Raw genomic sequence first — 21,330 nt, forward strand, 5'->3', positions numbered from 1 at the left:
TTTAAATGGTGCGCAACGGTCCATAAGGCTGTAAATCTGTGCATGAACAGGTCTATTAATCTTGTGTTTCAGACTGGTGAACTCAATCAATGCCCGAATCGATCCCGCAGATTAACCCTGCACGTCCCGCGGACATCGCCGCGATTCTTGCGTTCGTGATGCACGCCCGGGCGCAGATCTTTCCCATGCTCGACCCCGATGCACTGCCCGCCGACCTGGCCGGTTTCGAGCAGGTCTACCTCAATGATGCCGATGGCCATTTCCTGATTGCCAAAGTGCACGGGCAGATTGTCGCCGCCATCGGCTACCTGCCGTACGATCATCGTTTTGCGCAGCTCGATTACCAGGGCCGCAAGACCGTGGAAATCGTGCGCCTGTTCGTCGACCCTGCGTGGCGCAGCGCCGGGCTGGCCGGCCGGCTGTTTGAGGTCATCTGCGAGCAGGCGCGGGCCGATGCGGTCGACGTGCTGTACCTGCACACTCACCCGTTTCTGCCGGGCGCCATTCGCTTCTGGGAAAAGCACGGTTTTGTAACCGTGGACGTCGAAAGCGACCCGGTGTGGCAGACCACCCATATGGAGAAAGTGCTGGATGAACAGTGAACTGCAACACGAGCGCTGGCAGCGTCTATGGACGGCATTGGGCGCGCCACCGGCACCTGAGCGTTTCGAGCAACTGTGTACGCTGTACGCTGAGCCGGGTCGGCATTACCACAACGCCACGCATATCCTGGCCTGCCTGCAAGGCTTCGATGAACTGCGCGACCTGGCCGAAGCGCCGCTGCAAGTGGAATTGGCCATCTGGTACCACGACGCGATCTACGACCCGAGCCGCCAGGACAACGAAGCGCGCAGCGCCGATCTGGCAGGCGAGGTGCTGGCCTGCGCAGGACTCGATCACTGCCGCCAGGCAGTGATCGACCTGATCATGGCCACTGATCACCGGCAGCCGGCCAGCACCCATGATCAGCGGCTGCTGGTGGACATCGACCTGTCGATCCTGGGCGCCGACGCGTCGGCTTACCGGACCTACACCGAAGCGGTGCGGCGTGAATACGGGCGTTTTCCAGACGCGCTTTACCGCCCCGGCCGAGCTGCAGTGTTGAAGAAATTTCTCGAACGTCCGGTGATCTTCACCACCGAGCCGGGCAGGGCGCGCTGGGAGGCCCCGGCGCGGCGCAATATCGAAGCCGAGATTCGTGAACTTGAAGCGTAGGGCCGAGGCCTTTTCGCGACCGTTGGTCGCTCCTACGTAAAATCGCGGTAGCGCGCACATAACTTCGTAGGAGCGACCATCGGTCGCAAAGGCTGCACACCTGTTGCGTCACTGCGACCGCCATCGCTGGCAAGCGGGCACGGGCAAGCGGGCACCGGCAAGCCGCCTCCCACGGGGCTGAGATGCGTGCTTGCCGGCACCGATGAGTCCGTAGGAGCGACCACCGGTCGCGAAGGCTGGCTACATCAATGCGGGGCGTGGCGCTTGACGGTCTTGAGCAGGTCTTCAGGGCTGATATGCCCGACGATCCCGGCCTTGTCACTGCCCGGCAGCGGCAGGTCGAGGATATGGCCCTTCATCTTGCCCACCACATGCATCTCGCATGGCTTGCAATCGAAGGTCAGGGTCAGCACTTCATCGCCATGCACCAGTTGCATCGGGGCCACCTTGGTGCGTACGCCGGTCACGCCCTTGGCCTGCTTGGGGCACAGGTTGAACGAGAAGCGCAGGCAATGCTTGGTGATCATCACCGGCACGTCACCGGTTTCTTCGTGGGCCTCGTAGGCCGCATCGATCAACTGCACGCCATGACGATGATAGAAATCACGCGCCTTCTGGTTGTACACGTTGGCCAGGAACGACAGGTGCGACTCAGGGTAGACCGGTGGCGGGCTGGTCTCGGCCTTGCGTCCACCCCGTGGATGGGCTGCAAGGCGCGCGGTTTCCAGGGCCTCGATGGCTTCGCGGCGCAGGGCCTTGAGCTGCGAGTTGGGGATGAAGAATGCTTGTGGGGCGTCAAGCTTCACGTCCTGGGCATGGTAGATCGTGGTGCCCAGCTGGGTCAGCAGGTCACGCAACTGTTCCAGCGCCTGCTCGGGTTTGTTGGCCGTGCCGAACGGGCCTTCCAGCGTGACCGTGGCACTGACGCCTTCCTCGCTGATGGCACACAGGCTCAGACGCTCTTCACGCAGCTGCGCCTTCCACTGGATGCCGATGCGGCGCTCGGCCGAGGTGCGGGCCAGCGCTTGCTGCCAGTTATGGTCCAGGTTGCGGCTCAGCGGCTGGTTGGGGCGCACGCTGGCCAGGGCAGCCGGCATCTCGTTGGGTTCGACCCGGTAGCGCCAGCGCTTCTCGCCGTCCTCCTCGAACTCGCCCTTGAGCTCGGCGATGTTGGCGCGAAAGCCGACCACTTCACGCTTTACCTGCACGTTGAGGCCGTCGCCGTTGGACAGGGGCTCATGGGTCACGGCGATCAGGTCGCGCTTGTTGACCTTCTCGACGATGCCCACCGGCAGGCCGGTGAAGGTCGGGGTGTCGAAGGCACCGATGTCGATCTTGCGGTCGGACACGAAATAGTCAGTGCTGCCACGGTGAAAGGTCTTTTCCGGATCGGGCACGAAAAAGTGCGCGGTGTGGCCGCTGGAAGCGCGGGCCAGGTCCGGGCGATCGTTGAGGATTTCGTCCAGGCGCTGACGGTAGTAAGCGGTGATGTTCTTCACATAGCTCACATCCTTGTAGCGCCCCTCGATCTTGAACGAACGCACACCGGCCTCGACCAGCGCCCGCAGGTTGGCACTCTGGTTGTTGTCCTTCATCGACAGCAGGTGCTTTTCGAACGCCACCACACGGCCCTGGTCGTCCTTGAGCGTGTAGGGCAGGCGGCAGGCCTGGGAGCAGTCGCCGCGGTTGGCGCTGCGCCCGGTGTGCGCATGGGAAATGTTGCACTGCCCGGAGAAAGCCACGCACAGCGCGCCATGAATGAAGAACTCGACAGCGGCGTCGGTGCCGTCGGCGATCTCGCGGATCTGCTCAAGGTTCAGCTCGCGAGCCAGGACCAGTTGCGAGAAGCCGGCCTGGTCGAGAAACTGCGCCCGCGCCAGGGTGCGGATGTCGGTCTGGGTGCTGGCATGCAGCTCGATGGGCGGAATGTCCAGTTCCATGACCCCCAGGTCCTGCACGATCAGGGCATCGACACCGGCATCGTAGAGCTGGTGAATCATCTTGCGCGCCGGCTCCAGCTCATCATCGTGCAGGATGGTGTTGAGGGTGGTGAAGATCCGCGCATGGTAGCGGCGGGCGAACTTCACCAGCTCGGCAATCTCGCTGACCTCGTTACTGGCGTTGTGCCGTGCGCCAAAGCTCGGCCCGCCGATGTACACGGCATCGGCGCCATGCAAAATGGCCTCGCGGGCAATACTGACGTCGCGGGCAGGGCTGAGCAGTTCGAGGTGGTGCTTGGGTAAGGACATGACGAGCGAGATCCGGCGCAGGGCAAAGCGCGCATTGTAGAGGTACTGGCCGTGCACCGCACCCTTTGCCGGTCAGATGGACGTGGATCGACACCAATCACGTCTTTATGCGAGTGATTATCAACAATTTTAGGCTTGGTCATTTCTGCGAGTGTGCGTATTCATTGTTGTCCTCCAACTATCCGGATAGTCATGCACGCCCTGGTGGATAGCCGTGGCCCGCTGGTTGCGGCCTAATCGATACCGGGATTCACAGGGAGACGACCATGGCCACGCTCGACGACTATTACGATGTGCAGTACAACGCCCGCGCCAGCGTGGCCGACTATGAGCACTATCCCCGGCTGTACCGCAGCCTGAGCGAGGCCGCGCACGCCAGTTTGCCGGTGATCAGAGACGTGGCCTACGGCCCGGGCAGCGGCGAGCGGCTGGATGTTTTTCCGGCCGCGCAGCCTGATGCGCCGGTGCTGTTGTTCATTCACGGCGGGTACTGGCGCGCCTTGTCCAAGGCCGACTCGGCCTTCATGGCACCGGCGCTGACCCAGGCGGGCGCCTGTGTAGTGGTCATCGATTACGACCTGGCGCCGGCGGTGACGCTGGATCACATCGTCGACCAGACCCGGCGCGCCCTGGCCTGGGTCCATCGCCATATTGCCGAATTCGGCGGCGACCCTGCGCGCATCGTGGCCAGTGGCAGTTCGGCCGGCGGGCATCTGGTGGGCATGCTGCTGGCGGGCGGCTGGCATCAAGACTACGGCGTACCGCCCTCGGTGCTGCACGGCGCCTTGCCGATCAGTGGACTGTTCGACCTGCAGCCCTTGCTGGCCACCCATATCAATGCCTGGATGCACCTGGATGAAGTGTCGGCCCGGCGCAACAGCCCGCAGTTTCACCTGCCAGCACACGACACACCGCTGAAAATCAGCTACGGCGCGCTTGAAAGCGAAGCGTTTGCTCGCCAGTCCCATGACTATCTCGACGCCTGGTGTAGCGAGGGTTTGTCAGGGCAAGGGGTCGAGGCGCCGGGCCGCAATCATTTCGATGTGGTGCTGCAACTGGGCGAGCCCGGCACACCGTTGTACCTGGCGGCCAGGCAACTGCTGGGCCTCTGAGCGGTAACAGGGCTGTGTCGAGACTACCCAGCTTCTGGGCCGTACAGCCGCTAGACACGGTTTTCAGGCGTTTTTGTCAAGCGCTCGCCATGCGGCACGGCGTTGCCATGCCTTGAGGCAAGGACTGCTCTGTTCCGGGGCATTGCGCGGTGGCGGCGACGAGTGGGTCAACGCCGGTTCAAGGCATTGGCGCCCGCACTATCCGGATAGTGCGCGATTGCTATCCGCAAAGTGCGGGTTTGTTTGCGCGGGGGCGGCGTGGCCTGGCGCTTGCATCGAGGTCAGGCAGATGCGCCGCAGAGCGCACACCTGATAACCGCGAAACAGCCTTGATGACGAGTGCCATGATCAATTCCAAGCCTGAATCTCACCTGCGTGATATCCATGCCGACCATTTCGACCTGGCCGGTGCCTGCTCCTGGATGTCGCATATCTGCGGCCCTCACCAGCTCAAGGCCAGCAGCCCGGGGCGCATCCAGTTTCGCCACAGCGCCAACGTGCTCAAGTCGATGTCCACCACGCTGGGCATTGTCGAGTACGGCACCGATGTCACCGTGGGCATCGCCGATCTCGACAGCTTCAACAGCTACAGCGTCAGCCTGCCGCTGTGCGGCGAGCAGGAGCTGAACAAGGGCGGTGAACGCTTGCGCTCCGACGCCGAGCACGGGGTGATCATTGCCCCCAACGAAACCCAGGAGCTGAGCATCGCCGGCGACTGCCGCAAGTTGCAGGTGGTGATCAGCCGGGTGGCGATGAACCAGACCCTGGAAGACTTGCTCCAGCGCCCGATCGGCGAGCCCTTGCGCTTCGCCGCCGGCATGGACGCGGTCAACGGGGCCGCAGCTTCCTGGTGGCGCATGGCCCGGCACTTTATCGAGGAGATGGAACGCGGCGAGCTGTACGACCACCTGCTGTTCAGTCGCGACCTGGAAAACGCTCTGGTCAAGGGCCTGATCCTGGCCCAGCCCAATAACTATTCCGACGCCTTGCGTGACACCCTCGGGGTGCGCATGCCGCATTACCTGGTGCGCGCCAGGGACTACATTCACGCTCACGCCCGCGAAGACCTGTGTGTCGAGGACATCGAGGCCGCCAGCGGCGTATCACGCTTCAAGCTGTTCGAAGGCTTTCGCAAGTACATCGAACTCTCGCCGATGGCCTACCTGAAAAAATACCGCCTTACCGGCGTGCGCCAGGAAATCCTCGAGCGCCGGGGCACGCGCAATATCTCGGCGATTGCCATGGAGTGGGGCTTCACCCACTTGGGGCGCTTTTCCAGCGAATACCGCAAGCAGTTCGACGAAAGCCCGAGCACGACCTTGCAGCGGGCCGAAGTCCGGCGTTCGCGGTCGCATTGAGGCACGGTCGTTACTGTGCGATTTTGATGACGACCTTGCCGAAGGCACCCCTGGCCAGGTGTTCGTACGCCTCGCGTGCCTGATCGAACGGGTACACATGATCGATGATCGGACGAATCTTGTGCTCATTGAGGAATTCGTTCATTCGATCAAATGACGAGCGTGGAGCAACGGCTATGCCGCGAATCGTCGTTTGCCGGAAAATCATGGGCATCAGGTTCAAGGCGGAGGTCTGGCCTGTCAGGAAGCCGATCTGGGCAATACGCCCACCTGCCTTTGTTGCAGCAATCGATTGATTGATGCCGTCACCGCCTGCCACATCCAGCAGCAGATCCACGCCCTTGCCATCAGTGAGCTTCAGGACTTCCTCTTCCCACTCAGGGGTGGTGCGATAATTCACGCCGGCCACAGCGCCCAGTTTTTTTACCGCTTCCAGATTGGCATCACGGCTGGAGGTGACGATAACCCTGGCTCCCAGAGCGGTAGCAATCTGTGCCGCAAAAACAGAAACACCTCCAGTTCCCTGAACCAGAACTGTCTGGCCGGCTTCGATCTGACCATAGTCGACGAGCGCATACCACGCGGTCAGCGCGGCAATTGGAAGGGTCGCGGCTTCCTCATCCGACATGTTGTCGGGGGCCCGTACCGCGCTGTCTTCATGGATGATCATGTACTGCGCCAGACCACCAGGCAATGGCGAGCCAAAGCAGTAGTCGGGTTCATCCGGCCCGGGCATGCCGTCCAGCCAGCGTGAATAAAGATGTGAGTTGACCCGATCGCCAATAGCGAATCGGCTGACACCCTCACCCACGGCCACGACAGTCCCCGCCGCATCGCTGACAGGAATCAGCGGCTTGGGCACCTTGTGAGGTTCGTAGATACCGTCAACGATGGCTTTGTCCCGGAAATTGAGCGACACCGCGCCTACTTTTACCAGCAGTTCACCGGCTTGGGGTACGGGTGTTTCTGTCTCTTCCTGTACCAGATTATCCAGGCCGAAATCTTTCAACAGCCACGCTTTCATTTTCCGTCTCCAGTCGTTTTGAGGTGCAGAGCAGAAACGCTCCGTCAGGGCGCATTGTTCTGTGTTGCCGCACCGGGATAAATGCGCAGGAACCGACAGGATTGTTATGCTGGCAAGCAACAATCATCGCAGTGACAGGTTTCTTGGAGGAGAACTGATGGAGCTTCTACAGGCGATGCAGGTATTCGCCAGGCTGGCGGAACTGGAGAGCTTCACCAAAGTTGCAGAAGCCATGCAGACAGGGCGCCCGCACGTCACTCGTACCATTCAGGACCTTGAAGCTTCGCTGGGGGTTCGGCTCTTTCAGCGCACGACTCGCAAGGTAAAACTGACTGCGCAGGGCGCGCGATTTTACGAACGCGTCAAAGAAATCCTGGCGAACATCGCAGAGACGACGACCATGTTTGATCGCAATGGATCAGCATTACGTGGACGGCTTCGAATCGATATCCCCACTGCCTTTTCCCAGCACCGCTTCATGGAAAGCCTCAGGCGATTTACAGAGGCTTTTCCCGAAATCGAGCTGGCGCTGGGGGTGACCGACCGCAGGGTGGATCTCGTAGCCGAGGGCATCGACTGTGTCGTAAGAATTGGTGACCTTCCAGATTCAAGCATGGTCGCCAGAAAAATTGGCACCGTCATCATGGTGACCTGTGCGTCCCCGGTTTATCTTCGGGCCTGTGGGGCACCCAAGACCCTGCACGACCTGATGGATCACCGCTGTGTCAGCTTCCTTTCCGGTCAAAGCAACAGGCCGCTTCCCTGGCATTTCTCGGTGGACGGCGAGGATCATCCCTACACGCCCCACGGTGGCATCACTGTGAATGAGTCAAATGCCTACGTTCAATGTGGTGTTGCAGGCTTCGGTATTGTCCAGGCACCAGGAATCGCCGTTGAGACCTTCCTGGCAAATGGAGAACTGGTTGAGGTGCTCAGTTCCCATCGCCCACAGCCGCGCCTGGTGTCGGTGCTTTATCCAAGCAGAACGCATCTTGCTCCTCAGGTAGAAGCCTTTGTGGGTTGGCTGAAAGAACATTTTCCTGTGCTGCACCCTGACTGGTTCATTGCGCCATCACCTTCGATTGCAGGCTGACGGCGCAACGGCCGGATTTCGCGAACACGTTGCAAGTCGTGTTACAAGGCGCGCAAGCGCAGCAGCCGCGTGCCGTCGAGCGGGTCGGTCAGCCAGTGGCCGTGTACGCCAAAGGCACTGAGCAGGCGTTCGGGGGTCAGCACGTCGTGAGGCAGGCCCAAGGCAATCAGGCGCCCACCGTGGAGCAGGGCCAAACGGTCACATTCCAGCGCCTGGTTGAGGTCGTGCAGGGCGATCACGCAGGTGACCGGCAAGGCCTTGACCAGGCCGAGAATACTCAACTGATGCTGAATGTCGAGGTGGTTGGTGGGTTCGTCCAGCAGCAGGATCTGCGGCCGTTGCGCCAGGGCGCGGGCAATATGCGCGCGTTGGCGTTCGCCGCCGGACAGGGTCTGCCAGTGACGCTCGCGCAGGTGCAGCAGGTCGACGTCCACCAGGGCCTGGCGCACGATCTCATCGTCTTCGCCGCTCCAGGGTGCCAGCGCCGACAGCCAGGGCGTGCGACCCAGCTCCACGGCGTCGCGCACGGTGATGCTGTCGCTGGTGTCGGCCTGCTGCTCGACCACCGCCAGTTGCCGGGCCACGTCACGGCGCTTCATCTGTGCCAGCGGCTGGCCGGCCAGGTGCACGCTGCCGGCGCTGGGTGCCAGAATGCCTGACAGCAGCTTGAGCAGGGTGGATTTGCCCGAACCGTTAGGGCCGACAATGCCCAGGGTTTCGCCGGGCCGCACGCTGAGGCTGACGTCCTGCAGCAAGGCCTGGCCCTTGACGATATGGGTCAGCCCGATGCAGCCGAGCGCTGCGGTATCGAGCAAGGGAGAAAAGGCATTCATCGCGGGCTTTTTCCCCGGATCAGGATCAGGGCGAACACCGGCGCGCCGATCAGCGCGGTGATCACCCCGACCGGCAGGGTCTGGCCCTTGATCAATGTGCGCGACAGCACGTCAGCGGCAATCAGAAACAGCGCGCCGCACAAGGCGCTGACCGGCACCAGCCGGGTATGGCGCACGCCGACCAGCATGCGCACGGCATGCGGGATCACCAGACCGACAAAACCGATGGAGCCGACAATCGACACCATCACGGCGGTGATCAGCGCTGCGCAGGTGATCAGCAGTACTTGCACACGGCGTACCGCAATGCCCAGCGAGGCGGCCGAGTCGCTGCCGAACATGAACGCATCCAGCGCCCGGCGATGCCACATGCACACCAGCAGGCCGGCCAGCACCACCGGCACCGCCAGCCACACCGAATGCCAGCGCACGCCGCTGAGGTTGCCCAGCAGCCAGAACATGATCCCGCGTGCCTGCTCGGAGCTGGCCGACTTGGTGATCAGAAACGACGTCAGGGCATTGAACAGTTGTGAGCCGGCAATGCCCGCCAGAATGATATGCCCGGCCGCGCTTGAGCCTTGGGAAGAGCGGGCGAGCAGGGCGACCATGGCAAACGCGGCCATGGCGCCGGCGAATGCGCCGGCCGACAGCGAAATCGCCCCGGCACCGATGCCCAGCAGGGCGACCAGCACCGCACCGGTCGAGGCTCCGGCAGAAATACCCAGCAAATACGGCTCGGCCAGCGGGTTGCGCAGCAGCGATTGCAGCACCACCCCTGACAGCGCAAGGCCGGCACCGCAGGCGGCGGCGACGATGGCACGGGTCAGGCGGTAGTTCCAGATGATGCCTTCGTCGATGGGGTCAACCGGGAAACCGGCGCCCCATAGCTTGTTGGCCAGGATCTGCCCGACCACCTCCATGCTGATGTAGGTTTCGCCGATGGCGGCGCCGGCGATCACGGCCAGTACCAGCACAACGCTGACCCACAGGGCATGGCCCACCAACACCCAGGCTCTCATGGGGCCTTGTTGAACCGGTCAGCAGCGTCGGCCAGCTCTTCGATACCTGTGAACATGCGCAGGCTGGCCTGCATGGCGTCGGCGTCGATGATGACGATGCGGTCGTTCTTGACCGCGTCCATGTTGCGCGTCACCGGGTCCGACTTGAGGAAGGCCAGTTTGCGCGTGTAGTCGTCAGCCGGAAAGCGGCGGCGGTCCATGCGGGCGATGACCAGGATGTTCGGGTTGGCCTTGGCAATGGTTTCCCAGCCCACGGTCGGCCACTCTTCATCGGAGGCGACGATGTTGCGCAGCCCCAGGCTGTTGAGCATGAAATCCGGAATGCCTTTGCGCCCGGCCACATACGGGTCGATGTCGAGGTCGGCACTGGAGAACCAGAACACTGCCGAGACGTCTTTGGCCTTGTTGCGGTCGACGTTGGCCAGCGCCTTGGCCAGCCGCGCCTTCAGTTCGTCGACCACCTGACGGCCACGGTCCTGGACGTCGAAGATCTGTGCCAGTTGCTCGACGCTTTTATAGAGGGTGTCGATGCGAAACGGCTCCAGCCGCGTACCGTCGGCGCCGACCAGGTTGTCCTTGCCTTCACAGTCCGAAGGCAAGATGTAGGTCGGGATCTTCAGGTCATGAAACTGCTCGCGGGTGCCGACCACCCCCTGTTTGCCCACCATCCACTCCAGTTGCACGGCCACCAGCCCTGGGCGCTTGCCGATCACTGCTTCGAAACTGGGGTCGTTGTCGGCCAGGCGCTCGACCTTGTCGTTCTGGGCCTTGAAGCGCGGCAGTACGTCGTTGAACCACAGTGAAGTGCCGGCCAGGCGTTCACCCAGGCCCAGTTCATAGAGCATCTCGGTGCCGGCCTGGCCGATGGTCACCGCCTTGTCCGGGGCCTTGGCGAAGGTCAGCGGCAGGCCGCAGTTCTCGAGCGTCAGCGGATACCGGGTGGGGGCGGCAAGGCTCTGGGCGCAAAAGCCCAGGGTGACCATCAGCAGGGTCAGGCGCGGCAGCGACAGCAGGGGCGGCATGAAAGGGCGATCTCCATTTCGTACGAAAGCGGGACGCAGTGTACAGGCAGGAAATACATCGCGGTCGCGACCCGACAGGCAGGCCTCGGCAGAACACACGACAGCAAGGCGTGCGCGGATGTCCTTCCCGGACACCCCGCCGGTCAGTAAAAATTCAGGTCGGCAGGTCTCCTGACTGGCACGTCTGCGCCTTGCTCCAGCCTTCCCGGGGATGAAACCCAGTGGCGCCTATGAAGCGGCTCGATGCCTACAGTTGCGGGGGCAGTTTCGTTTGCTTTTACCTGAGCGGTGACTGCGCATCGGTGGTGCTGCGTTACAAACCGGATCGCAATGCTCATTTACTTGAGTAAACTCCGCTTGCTCGCCGCTTTGCGCCTTGCCTCACCTTCGCTCGTCGACTTCTCAGGCAAAACCAGGCGTTTCACGGCCTGCGAATTCCCTGTTAGTTCCTCTCGGAAACCGACGGCGGCGATGGTAAACCATCGACACACGAGTCGCTAACGGTTTGTGTCCAGCCGCTGCAGGCAGTTGATCAGGTGCAGGCGCATGGCCGCGCGGGCCGCGTCGCCGTCCTGATGGACGATGGCCGTGAAGATCTGCGCCTGCTCGCGGGCCTGGGCCTCGGGGTCTTCGGCATGCGCCAGCACGGGCTGGTTGCCGAACCCGGTGCCGATGCGTGGCAGGATGCTGCTGCCCAACTGGTTCATCACGTCGGTGAAAAAGCCATTGGCGGTGCACAGGGCAATATGGCGATGGAACTGGTAGTCGGCCTGTACCGTATCGACGCCTTGCCGGGCGCAATCCTGCAGATGCTGCAACGCCTGGGCGATGGCCTCCAGTTGTTCCGGGGTGCGGCGCCGGGCGGCGAGGGCGGCGGCTTCCGGCTCCAGGCTCAGGCGCAGTTCGAGCACCGCCACGGCGTCGTGGCGCGTGCCGACCGCTGGCTCGTCGGGCGTTGCGCTGCGTGCTTGTGCGGCATCGACCACGAAGGTGCCGATGCCGTGGCGGGTTTCCACCAGGCCCTCGGCCTGCAGGCGCGACATGGCTTCACGCACCACGGTACGGCTGACACCGGTTTCAAGGATGATGGCCTGCTCGGTGGGCAGTTTTTCACCGCTTTTGATCTCGCCTTCACGAATCCTGCGGGAAAACTCGGCGACCAGCTGCTGGGTCAGGTTCGAGCGACGGCCCGAGGCTGCGGATGGTTGGTCCATATCGATGGGTCAGGTCCTGTGGGGCGCTGAGTATAACCTCGTGACGCGCCGGGATGCGGGTGTGTTTGTCGTTCTGTGCGGCCTATAATCGGGTATCCGACAAGAACGAGGCTGTAATGTCCGACAACGCCGCTCCCGCGCAGAAAAACCATCGACGCCTGGCCGAAACCCTGGTCGACCGCTTTGCCCAGCGCATGCGCGACGGCGTGCTGCAGCGCGGCGAAAAGCTGCCCTCGGAAGTGCACATCATGGAAGCCGAAGGTGTCAGTCGCACCGTTGTGCGTGATGCCCTGTCGCGGCTGCAGGCTGCCGGTCTGGTCGAGACCCGGCACGGGGTCGGCACCTTCGTGCTCGACATGCCGGCGCCGGAAGGCTTCAGCGTGGGGCCGGCGACCATCGCCACCTTGTCCGATGTACTCAATCTGCTGGAGTTTCGCCTGAGCGTGGAAGTGGAAGCCGCCGGCATGGCCGCCCAGCGGCGCAGCCCCGAGGCGTTGCTGGAACTGAAGCGGGCCTTCGAGGCGCTGCTCGAAGGCCCGCAAAAATCCGGTACCACCATCAATGCCGACTTTCAGTTCCATCTGAAGATTGCCAAGGCCAGCGGCAATGCCTACCTGATCGACATCATGAAGCACTTGGGCACCAAGCTGATCCCGCGCACCCGCATGAACTCGGCCTACACCGGTCAGAGCGACCGTACCGCCTACCTCAAGGGCATCGATGCCGAACACCGGCAGATCTACGAAGCCATCGCCCAGGGCAACGTCGACGCCGCGCGTGCCGCCATGTACCTGCACCTCAACGGCAGCCGCATGCGCCTGCGCCGCACCCAGTCGCTATACGGCGACTGACCCCCCGTAGGAGCGCGCTTGCCGGAATGCCGGACCACCGCGACCGGCTGCGTTAGCAGTCGTAAATTTTCAGCGTTTCCAAAAATTTGCGAGCGCTACGCACTCGGTCGCCGGCAAGCGGGCTCCTACCGGACGGTGCCTGTCCGAATAGCCCACTCTGCCGGAATGCCGCGACCGGCTGCGCCAGCAGTCGTAAAATTTCAGCGTTTCCGAGAATTTGCGAGCGCTGCGCACTCGGTCGCCGGCAAGCGGGCTCCTACCGGACGGTGCCTGTCCCAATAGCCTGCTGGCCCGCACCTCAACGGCAGCCGCATGCGCCTGCGCCGCACCCAGTCGCTGTACGGCGACTGGGCCCCGGTAGGAGCGCGCTTGCCCGCGACCGGCTGCGTAGCAGTCGTAAAAATAGTGGCGTTTCCAAGATTTCTGCGAGCGCTACGCACTCGGTCGCCGGCAAGCGGGCTCCTACCGAACCGTGCCTGTCCGAATAGCCCACTCTGCCGGACCACCGCGACCGGCTGCGCCAGCAGTCGTAAAATTTCAGCGTTTCCGAGAATTTGCGAGCGCTGCGCACTCGGTCGCGGGCAAGCGCGCTCCTACCGGGCCGCAATCGCACGATCAGAGAAAGTTGTACTGCACCCCGACCCGCAACCGCAGCTGGCGTTCATCGTCGGTGGCGTTGACCTTGATGTCACCCACCTCGAAGAACGGTGTCCAGTTCTTGTCCCACTTGTACTTGAACGCTGCGTTCTGCTCGTAGTCGCTGGTGTCGTTGTCGTAGCGGATGTAGTCGGCATCGAAGTAGATGAACTGGTACTCGTACGCCCAGGCACTGCCCTTGGGCGCGTAGTTGAGCCACACGTCATAGCGGTTGACCGTCTGGTCGTCCGAGGCGTTGTAGGCCATGTTCTTGTTGACCTTGTCGCGGTCGAGTTTGATCGAGTCGAAGCGATAGCGGCCCGACAGGCTCAGCTCGTCGGTCAGCTTGTAGCCGACCTTCAGGCCGGTCTTGTACGCCGTCGATTTCTCGATACTTTCCAGCTGGAAGGACGGGGTGAAGGTCCACTTGCTGTCGAGCTTGTACTGGTAACTGACGGTCAGCTCATGGCCGCTGCCCACGGTGTTGTCGAATGCCACGTCCTGGCGGTCACCGGCGGTCTTGTACTTGAGCTCGCCTTCGAAGCCCCAGCCGCTTTCCAGGCGCGTGCCGAACTTGACCCGGTCCGAGTGCATGCGCGACTCCTCCGTGTACTGGTGCCGGTAGTTGACGTAACCGGTATTGCCGGCCTGAACCCAGGCACTGGTCAGCAGGGTGGTGGAAGTCAGCGCGATCAGAGAGATGATTTTTTTCATTTTTTTATTCTTGTGATTGAGTTGATTTTCAGGGTTTTTCAGCAAATCGCAGGCAGCCGGATCCCGTGGCCGTAAAGGCCGCAAATCAAACTGACAGCGGGAGAGGCAGCGGCAAGCGGTGAGCTTCAAGCGGCAAGAAGCGATGCAGCGTCCTCGCGTGGTTCTTGCGGCTTGTCACCTGCAGCTTGTCGCTCGGTATTCAACCAGTGGGGCGGGCGTCCAGGTCGCGGCTGGCCTGGATCAGCAGCCTCGAGTAGTCGTGATGCACCTGGTTGCCCAGCAATTGGTCGCTGTCCAGGGTCTCGACCACCCGGCCCTGTTGCATCACCGCCAGGCGATCACACAGGTGGGCGACCACCCCCAGGTCATGGGTGACCATCAGGTAGGTCAGGCCGCGCTGGCGGCGCAGGTCAGCCAGCAGGTTGAGAATCTCGGCCTGCACCGACACATCCAGCGCTGAGGTGGGCTCGTCGAGCAGCAGCACCTTCGGTTGCAGGATCAGCGCCCGGGCTATCGCCACGCGCTGGCGCTGCCCACCTGAAAGCTGGTGCGGGTAGCGGTAGCGGAAGCTGTCGTTGAGGCCGACCTGGCCCAGCACTTCACTGACCCGCTCGTTACGCTCGCCGATGCGGTGCACGCTCAGCGGTTCCTTGAGCGCGGTGTCGACAGTGTGCCGTGGGTGCAGCGAGGCGTAGGGGTCTTGGAACACCATCTGCACCGTGCGGTAGTGCTCGGCATCAAGCTTGCGCTGTACCCCTTGGCCGGCGACCTTCAGGTGGCCGCTCCAGTGGTGATACTGGCCGGCCAGGCAGCGCAGGACAGTGGTCTTGCCCGAGCCGGACTCGCCGACCAGGCCGAACGACTGGCCTTGCTCGACCTGCAGGTTGACATCGTGTAGCACCTGGTTGACGGCCGCGCCCGTGCCAAAGCTCAGGTTCAGTGAATCGACTTCGATCATCGCCATGGGATCAACCTCAGTGTGTGAGCCAGAGTGGGTCGCGTTGCAGCACCGGCAGGCTGGCGCGAGGGCGGTCCAGGCTGGGCAGGGCGGCGAGCAGGCCTTGGGTGTAGGGATGACGGGCGTGGTCCAGGTCCTTGGCGGCCAGCGACTCGACCACCCGTCCGGCGTACATCACCAGCACGCGGTCGCAGAAGTGGCGCACCAGGTTCAGGTCGTGGCTGATGAACAGCAGGCCCAGGTCGCGTTCGCTGACCAGTTCTTCAAGCACATTGAGCACCTGGCGGCGCACCGAGACGTCCAGCGCCGAGGTCGGCTCGTCGGCGATGATCACCTGCGGGTCGGTGATCACCATCATGGCGATCATGATCCGCTGGCCCATGCCGCCGGACACCTCATGCGGGTACAGCTCGAACACCCGCGCCGGGTCGCGGATCTGTACCTTGGCCAGCATGTCCAGGGTGCGCTCGCGGGCTTCGGCCTTCGAGACCTTGTGGTGCGCCAGGTAGGCTTCGGCGATCTGGTCACCGACCTTGATCACCGGGTTCAGCGAGTACTTGGGGTCCTGCATGATCATCGACATGCGCCGGCCGCGAATGCCCTGGATCTGCTTTTCATTGCAGCTCAGCAGGTCAGTGTCGCCAAAGCGCAGGGTCTTGGCGGTGATGCGGGCGCTGGCCGGGTGCAGGCGCAACAGGCTGCGGCCCACGGTCGACTTGCCCGAGCCGGACTCGCCGACGATGGCCAGCTTTTCCCGGCCCAGGGTGAACGACACATCGTGCACCGCGGTGGTGGTCTTGCCGGCGCTGGTGAAGTCGACGCGCAAATCTTCTACTGCAAGCTTGATCTGTGACATGGCGCTGTACCTTATTGTTGTTCTTTGAGCTTCGCGGCCCAAGCCGCTTTTACGGTCCGACCGTCAGGCATTGCGCGGGTCCAGCACATCGCGCAGGCCGTCGCCCAGCAGGTTGAAGGCCAGGCTGACCAGCATGATGGTCGCGCCCGGTGCCGCCACCAGCCACCAGCTTTCGAGCATGTAGCGTCGACCGCTGGAAATCATCGCGCCCCATTCCGGCAGCGGTGCCTGGGCGCCCAGGCCGAGAAAGCCCAGGGCGGCGGCGGTGAGAATGATGCTGGCCATGTTCATGGTCAGGCGGATGATCACCGACGACAGGCACATGGGGATGATGTGCCGGCCGATGATGCGCGTGGCCGACGCCCCTTGCAGTTTCACCGCCACCACGAAATCGGCGTTGCGCAGCGACAGGGTCTCGGCACGGGCCAGGCGGGCGATCGGTGGCCAGGCGGTGAGGGCGATGGCGATCACCGCATGCTCAAGGCCAGGGCCGAGGGCGGCGATAAAGGCCAGGGCCAGGACCAGGCTGGGGAACGAGATGAAGATGTCAGTGATGCGCATGAACAGGCTGTCGACCCAGCCGCCGTAATAGCCCGAGACCGTACCGACCAGCAGGCCGATGGGGCCGACGATCACGGTCACCAGCATGACGATGTACAGGGTCACGCGTGAGCCATACACCAGCCGGCTGAACACATCGCGGCCGTATTCGTCGGTGCCGAACCAGTGCGCGGCGCCCGGGCTTTGCAGGGCTGCCGAGAGGTTCTGCGCCAGTGGATCATGGGTGGCGATCCAGGGCGCGAACAGGGCGACCACCATCAACGTGCTGATCACCACCAGGCCGGCCAGCGTCAGCGGGTTGCGCACCAGAAAGCGCAACAGGCGCTTGCTGCTGGCCGCCAGGGCCGCCAGGCTGGAATCGGGCACCGATGCCAAGGGTTTTACGCGGCTTGCAATGGACGTATTCATCAGCGGGTTCTCGGGTCGAAGACTTTGTAGAGGGCGTCACTGATCTGGTTCAGGGCCACGAAAATCAGGCCGATCAACAACACGCAGGCCATCACCGCATTCATGTCGCCCAGCAGCAGGCTGCTGGTCAGGTACTGGCCGAAGCCGGGCCAGGCAAACACCGTTTCGATCAGCACCGCGCCTTCGAGCAGACCGCCATAGGCGAGGGCGACGATGGTCAGCAGCTGCACGCGGATATTGCGAAACGCATGACCCCAGACAATGCTGCGCTGCGACAGGCCCTTGACCCGGGCAGTGATGATGTATTCCTGCGACAGCTGTTCGAGCATGAAGCTGCGGGTCATGCGGCTGATGTAGGCCACCGAGTTGACGCTGAGGATCAGTGCCGGCAGCAGGATGTGGCGCAAGGCGCTGCGAAAGGCCTCCCAGTCGCCGGCCAGCACGGTGTCGATCAGCAGCAGGCCGGTGCGGGTCTCGATCAGACCGTCATACGCCAGGCCGATACGGCCCACGCCGCCAGCCCAGCCCAGCCAGGCGTAGAACACCAGGAAGGCCATCATGCCCAGCCAGAAGATCGGCGTGGAGTAACCGAACAGCGTGATCACCCGGGCAATATGGTCTCCCACGCGGCCCTGGTGGGTGGCGGCGTACACGCCCAGTGGCAGCCCGCCCAGCACGCCGAACAGAATGGCCAGGGTCGCCAGCTCCAGCGTGGCGGGGAACACCCGGGCAATGTCCTCGATCACCGGGTGGCCGGTGAGCAGGCCCTTGCCCAGGTCGCCCTGGACCAGGTCGCCGACATAGACGCCGAACTGGCTCCACAGCGGTTTGTCCAGGCCCATCTCTTTGTAAGCCTGGGCGTAGGCGGCGGCATCGGCGTCAGGGCCGACGACCGCCAGTACCGGGTCCAATGGCATGACCCGACCGATGAAGAAAGTGAGCAACAGCAAGCCGAACAGAGTCGCCACTACTGAACCGCTGCGACGGGTGCCGTTGGCCACCCGACTGCTCCAAAAAGAAAGTGATGCACTCGACATGATGATTCCTGCCTTGGCGTGAGCGGATGAACGTCGCGATCAACGTTGCTTGTAGACGTCCCGAAGGCGCGTGGTGGCGGCGCTGTGCCCCAGGTACTGACGGACATCGGCGTGGATCACCACCTCGTCGGTCATCTGCGACACCGGCATGATGGGCCCGGCCTGCTGGTCATACAGGGTCTGGATCTGCTGATACAGCGCCAGTTGCCGGCCCGGGTCGCGCTCCTGCTCGGCCTGCTCGATCAGGCTGTTGATCTGCGGGTCGAAGAACGAGGTGCGCCAGCCCTGGAAGTTGGTCAGCTTGGCCTGCTCGCGGTTGTCCGGGTTGTACACCAGGGCGCGCAGGCTCGAGTGCGGATGCCGCTCGGCACCGCCGCCGCCACGCCCGACCAGGATGTCGAACTTGCGGTCACGCATCGCACCGTAGATCTGGTTGCCGGTGCCGGTGATGATGTTGGCCTGGATACCAGCCTGGGCCAGGGTCGACTGCAGGCTGGTGGCAATGTTGATGAACGGCGAGTCGGTCAGCGAGCGGATGGTGATTTTGAAACCCTCCGGGTATCCGGCTTCGGCCAGCAGGCGCTTGGCCTGGGCGACGTTGAGGCGATAGCCCGGATCGTCCAGGCGGGCCTGCAGGCCCAGTTGCAGGGGGCGCTGGTTGATGATGCCGTAGTGCGGCATGACCACGTTGTTGATGCCTTCGTAATCGATCAGCGAACGCACCGCCTGCCGCACCTTGATGTCCTTGAACAGCGGTTGCTCCATGCTCATGGCCACGTAGTACAGCGTGCCACGGGGGATGGTCTGCACCTCGACATCGTCGGAGCGGGTCAGGGCCTTGATGTCGGTGGCAGCCATGCCGCGGGCCACATCGAGGTCACCGCGCTCGACCATCAGGCGCAGGGCCTGGGACTCGGTCATGTTGCGCATCACCACCCGGCGCATCTTGGCCGGCCCGCGCCAGTAATTGTCGAAGCGGGTCATCAGAATCACGTCGTTGGCGCGCCAGATGTCCAGCTTGAACGCACCGGAGCCCGCCGTGTGGGTGGTCAGCCAGGCGGCACCCTGGTCATCGCCCTGGGCGTGCTGCTGCACGGTCAGGCGGTCGACCACAAAGGCGCTGGGCGAGGTGGCCAGGGTATTGAGCACCAGCATCGGGTCGGTGGGCTTGGGCAGGTCCATGACGAAGGTCAGCGGCCCTTCGGCGCGCACCAGGCGGGTCACGTTTTCGGCACTGTAGCCGTAGGCTTTCCAGGTCGAGGCCAGGGCTTTGTTGAGGGTGACGACCCGTTGCAGCGACCAGGCGACATCCTGGGCGGTCAGCGGATTGCCGGAGTGGAACGTGACACCTGCGCGCAGATGAAAGGTCAGGCGCATGCGGTCCGGGCTGATTTCCCAGCGCTCGGCCAGGGCCGGCACCAGTTGGTCGGGACGGGCGGCGTCCTGTTCCAGCAGCATGTCATAGACGTTGGAATTGACTTCGGACACCTCAAGGCCGGTGGCGGCGGCAGGGTCCAGGGACAGCAGGTTGATCATGCTCATGCCGACCACCAGTTGGTCGACCGGGGTCTCGCCACGGGCCTGCACAGTGGGGGTGTGCAGAAACGTCGCCGTCAGGGCGAGGCAGAGCAGCCAGGGCAGGCGCTTGGGCCAGAGTTTCATGGGGCGGTCCTTTTTTATATTTATAAAGACTCATGTACCGGGAACGCTCTGATCGTTCCCGGGGTGCCGCGCTGTACGCAGGGAGCGGCTTTGGCCGCGAACCCTGCTACAGCACGCCCGGCTGAAGCCGGGTTTAATAGCGCTCTACGGTATGCGTCTCGATATAGCTGAAGTTGATGTCCTCACCCAGGCCTGGCTGCTGGCTCAGGTGCACATAGCCTTCGCTGTCCATCGGGTCGACCAGGGTATTGAGGTAGGCCGGTACGTCGTCGTACTCCAGGAACGGGTGCAGCAGGCCGCGCTCGTACCAGCGGCAGTTGCTGATGGCGCCGACCACGTTGAGGTTCGCGGCGCCGTTGCCGTGAACTTCACAATCCATGCCGAACGATTCGGCCAGGTGCGCCACTTTCAGGCACGGGCCGATACCACCGACCCCGGCCACACCGGCACGCAGAATATCGCACGCCTTGTTGGTGACCCAACTGGCACGGCTGTGGTATTTGCCGGCGACGGTTTCCGGGCCCAGCACCGGGATGTCCAGATTGGCGGCCAGCCAGGCATAGGACTCGGTGGACTCTTCCATCATCGGTTCTTCGAACCAGGCGAAATCGAGCTTTTCCAGCTCCCGGCCGATGTACAGCGCATCGACCCGGCTGTACCAGTGATAGCCGTCGAGCATCAGCGCGATGTCGGGACCGACCGCTTCACGCACCGCCGCGCAGGCCTGCACGTCCATGCGCGGGTTGGGGGCGAAGGAGATCGGCGGCATCCAGGTGTGCAGCTTGATTGCCTTGTAGCCGCGCTGCACCAGTTTTTCGGCAAACTGGCCGAACTCATCCGGGGTCGACAGCCCGCCCGGCAGGTCATCGCCGCACATGGTCGAACCGTAGGCCAGCACTTTGTCGCGGTAGCCGCCGAGCAACTTGTGCACCGGCTGCTTCAGGGCGCGACCGGCCAGGTCCCAGAGCGCCTGCTCGACCAGCGCCAGGGCGCGGTCGGTGAGCTGGCTGGCGCTGCCACGCTGCCAGTGGGCCAGCTCCTGCCAGATCTTCTCGCGGTTCATGGGGTTCTGGCCGATCAGCACCTTCTTGACGAAGGACTCGATGATATGCGGACGAATCAGCTCGGGCGGGCCGAAGGCAAAGCCTTCGCTGCCATCATCGCAGCCGATGCGCAGCATGGCGTGTCTGACCGGACGCTCTTCGCCGGGGTGAGCGTGACCGGCGCTGTCGACGGCGCGTCGGGTGGGGTAGGTGAAGACCTCGACATTGATGCGGGTGATTTTCATGGGGGCCTGCAATCTTGTAATTATTCGGGCTTTATCGGTATGTCGTCATACGACTTGGTGGCGATTATTTGCCCTGTTGTACGATGATGTCAAGAGGTGGTGTGACGACTTTTTGAGGTTATTTTGTTTTTATCTGAGTGTTTACAGGGTTTTCTGGTTTTTAGGGCGAGATGAGATGAGTTTTTTTCGAGACGTCATACTTCTCAAGGTGAGGGGCCTT

19 protein-coding genes and 1 riboswitch are annotated in these 21,330 nt (G+C 63.0%); of the genes, 6 read left to right on the forward strand and 13 right to left on the reverse strand.

Annotated elements, in window-relative coordinates:
- Positions 1-89 precede the first annotated feature (89 nt).
- A complete protein-coding gene (locus tag ASF84_RS08390) occupies positions 90-602 on the forward strand; it encodes a GNAT family N-acetyltransferase (protein ID WP_056837158.1) in 513 nt (170 codons plus the stop codon).
- Positions 592-1,215, forward strand: a complete 624-nt coding sequence (locus ASF84_RS08395) for an HD domain-containing protein (RefSeq protein ID WP_056837160.1) — start codon at positions 592-594, stop codon at positions 1,213-1,215. The genes ASF84_RS08390 and ASF84_RS08395 overlap by 11 nt, the downstream gene beginning before the upstream one ends.
- Positions 1,216-1,460: 245 nt before the next feature.
- Here ASF84_RS08395 and ASF84_RS08400 read toward each other — a convergent pair whose 3' ends face one another.
- Positions 1,461-3,464 carry a peptidase U32 family protein gene (locus ASF84_RS08400; protein WP_056837953.1) on the reverse strand — a complete coding sequence of 668 codons (2,004 nt, stop codon included), beginning with the start codon at positions 3,462-3,464 and terminating at the stop codon, positions 1,461-1,463.
- Between the two features lie 266 nt (positions 3,465-3,730).
- On the opposite strand from ASF84_RS08400, the gene ASF84_RS08405 reads away from it, so the two are divergent.
- Both ASF84_RS08405 and ASF84_RS08410 read left to right on the forward strand, forming a co-directional pair.
- Entirely contained in the window at positions 3,731-4,576 is an 846-nt protein-coding gene (locus ASF84_RS08405; protein ID WP_056837162.1) for an alpha/beta hydrolase, read from the forward strand.
- Positions 4,577-4,920: 344 nt separating this feature from the next.
- The gene (locus ASF84_RS08410; protein WP_177339458.1) at positions 4,921-5,934 is read left to right on the forward strand and encodes an AraC family transcriptional regulator; all 1,014 of its coding nucleotides are present in this window, start codon (positions 4,921-4,923) and stop codon (positions 5,932-5,934) included.
- Between the two features lie 10 nt (positions 5,935-5,944).
- Here ASF84_RS08410 and ASF84_RS08415 read toward each other — a convergent pair whose 3' ends face one another.
- Positions 5,945-6,958, reverse strand: a complete 1,014-nt coding sequence (locus ASF84_RS08415; protein WP_056837164.1) for a zinc-dependent alcohol dehydrogenase family protein — start codon at positions 6,956-6,958, stop codon at positions 5,945-5,947.
- Positions 6,959-7,133: 175 nt separating this feature from the next.
- Between ASF84_RS08415 and ASF84_RS08420 the strand changes: the two genes are divergently transcribed.
- Complete coding sequence (locus ASF84_RS08420; protein WP_056837957.1) at positions 7,134-8,051, forward strand: LysR family transcriptional regulator; 918 nt, start codon at positions 7,134-7,136, stop codon at positions 8,049-8,051.
- 41 nt (positions 8,052-8,092) lie between these two features.
- On the opposite strand, the gene ASF84_RS08425 is transcribed toward ASF84_RS08420, so the two are convergent.
- The 4 genes from ASF84_RS08425 to ASF84_RS08440 form a co-directional block, all read right to left on the reverse strand.
- Entirely contained in the window at positions 8,093-8,884 is a 792-nt protein-coding gene (locus ASF84_RS08425; RefSeq protein ID WP_056837166.1) for an ABC transporter ATP-binding protein, read from the reverse strand.
- Complete coding sequence (locus ASF84_RS08430; RefSeq protein WP_056837168.1) at positions 8,881-9,903, reverse strand: FecCD family ABC transporter permease; 1,023 nt, start codon at positions 9,901-9,903, stop codon at positions 8,881-8,883. The genes ASF84_RS08425 and ASF84_RS08430 overlap by 4 nt, the downstream gene beginning before the upstream one ends.
- The gene (locus ASF84_RS08435) at positions 9,900-10,913 is read right to left on the reverse strand and encodes an ABC transporter substrate-binding protein (RefSeq protein ID WP_056837959.1); all 1,014 of its coding nucleotides are present in this window, start codon (positions 10,911-10,913) and stop codon (positions 9,900-9,902) included. Before ASF84_RS08435 ends, ASF84_RS08430 begins: the two co-directional genes overlap by 4 nt.
- 156 nt (positions 10,914-11,069) lie before the next feature.
- A riboswitch (cobalamin riboswitch) is annotated at positions 11,070-11,404 on the reverse strand.
- 18 nt (positions 11,405-11,422) lie between these two features.
- Positions 11,423-12,139 (reverse strand): FadR/GntR family transcriptional regulator, encoded by a 717-nt coding sequence (locus ASF84_RS08440; protein WP_056837170.1) that lies wholly within the window; start codon positions 12,137-12,139, stop codon positions 11,423-11,425.
- Positions 12,140-12,255: 116 nt separating this feature from the next.
- Here ASF84_RS08440 and ASF84_RS08445 point away from each other — a divergent pair, with 116 nt between their 5' ends.
- Positions 12,256-12,990, forward strand: coding sequence for a FadR/GntR family transcriptional regulator (locus tag ASF84_RS08445; RefSeq protein WP_056837172.1), 735 nt, complete (start codon positions 12,256-12,258; stop codon positions 12,988-12,990).
- Between the two features lie 615 nt (positions 12,991-13,605).
- Here the strand turns inward: ASF84_RS08445 and ASF84_RS08450 are convergent.
- From ASF84_RS08450 to ASF84_RS08480, 7 genes are all read right to left on the reverse strand, one after another.
- Positions 13,606-14,340, reverse strand: coding sequence for an oligogalacturonate-specific porin KdgM family protein (locus ASF84_RS08450; protein WP_056837173.1), 735 nt, complete (start codon positions 14,338-14,340; stop codon positions 13,606-13,608).
- 199 nt (positions 14,341-14,539) lie between these two features.
- Positions 14,540-15,304, reverse strand: coding sequence for an ABC transporter ATP-binding protein (locus ASF84_RS08455; RefSeq protein WP_056837176.1), 765 nt, complete (start codon positions 15,302-15,304; stop codon positions 14,540-14,542).
- A gap of 10 nt (positions 15,305-15,314) precedes the next feature.
- The gene (locus tag ASF84_RS08460; RefSeq protein ID WP_056837177.1) at positions 15,315-16,154 is read right to left on the reverse strand and encodes an ABC transporter ATP-binding protein; all 840 of its coding nucleotides are present in this window, start codon (positions 16,152-16,154) and stop codon (positions 15,315-15,317) included.
- Between the two features lie 63 nt (positions 16,155-16,217).
- Positions 16,218-17,123 carry an ABC transporter permease gene (locus tag ASF84_RS08465; RefSeq protein ID WP_056837179.1) on the reverse strand — a complete coding sequence of 302 codons (906 nt, stop codon included), beginning with the start codon at positions 17,121-17,123 and terminating at the stop codon, positions 16,218-16,220.
- Complete coding sequence (locus ASF84_RS08470) at positions 17,123-18,160, reverse strand: ABC transporter permease (RefSeq protein WP_056837181.1); 1,038 nt, start codon at positions 18,158-18,160, stop codon at positions 17,123-17,125. Before ASF84_RS08470 ends, ASF84_RS08465 begins: the two co-directional genes overlap by 1 nt.
- A gap of 39 nt (positions 18,161-18,199) precedes the next feature.
- Positions 18,200-19,822, reverse strand: coding sequence for an ABC transporter substrate-binding protein (locus ASF84_RS08475; RefSeq protein WP_056837182.1), 1,623 nt, complete (start codon positions 19,820-19,822; stop codon positions 18,200-18,202).
- A 133-nt stretch (positions 19,823-19,955) separates the two neighbouring features.
- Complete coding sequence (locus ASF84_RS08480; protein WP_056837184.1) at positions 19,956-21,110, reverse strand: mandelate racemase family protein; 1,155 nt, start codon at positions 21,108-21,110, stop codon at positions 19,956-19,958.
- Between the last annotated feature and the right edge of the window lie 220 nt (positions 21,111-21,330).

Source organism: Pseudomonas sp. Leaf127 (genome assembly GCF_001423155.1).
GTDB classification, from domain to species: domain Bacteria; phylum Pseudomonadota; class Gammaproteobacteria; order Pseudomonadales; family Pseudomonadaceae; genus Aquipseudomonas; species Aquipseudomonas ovata.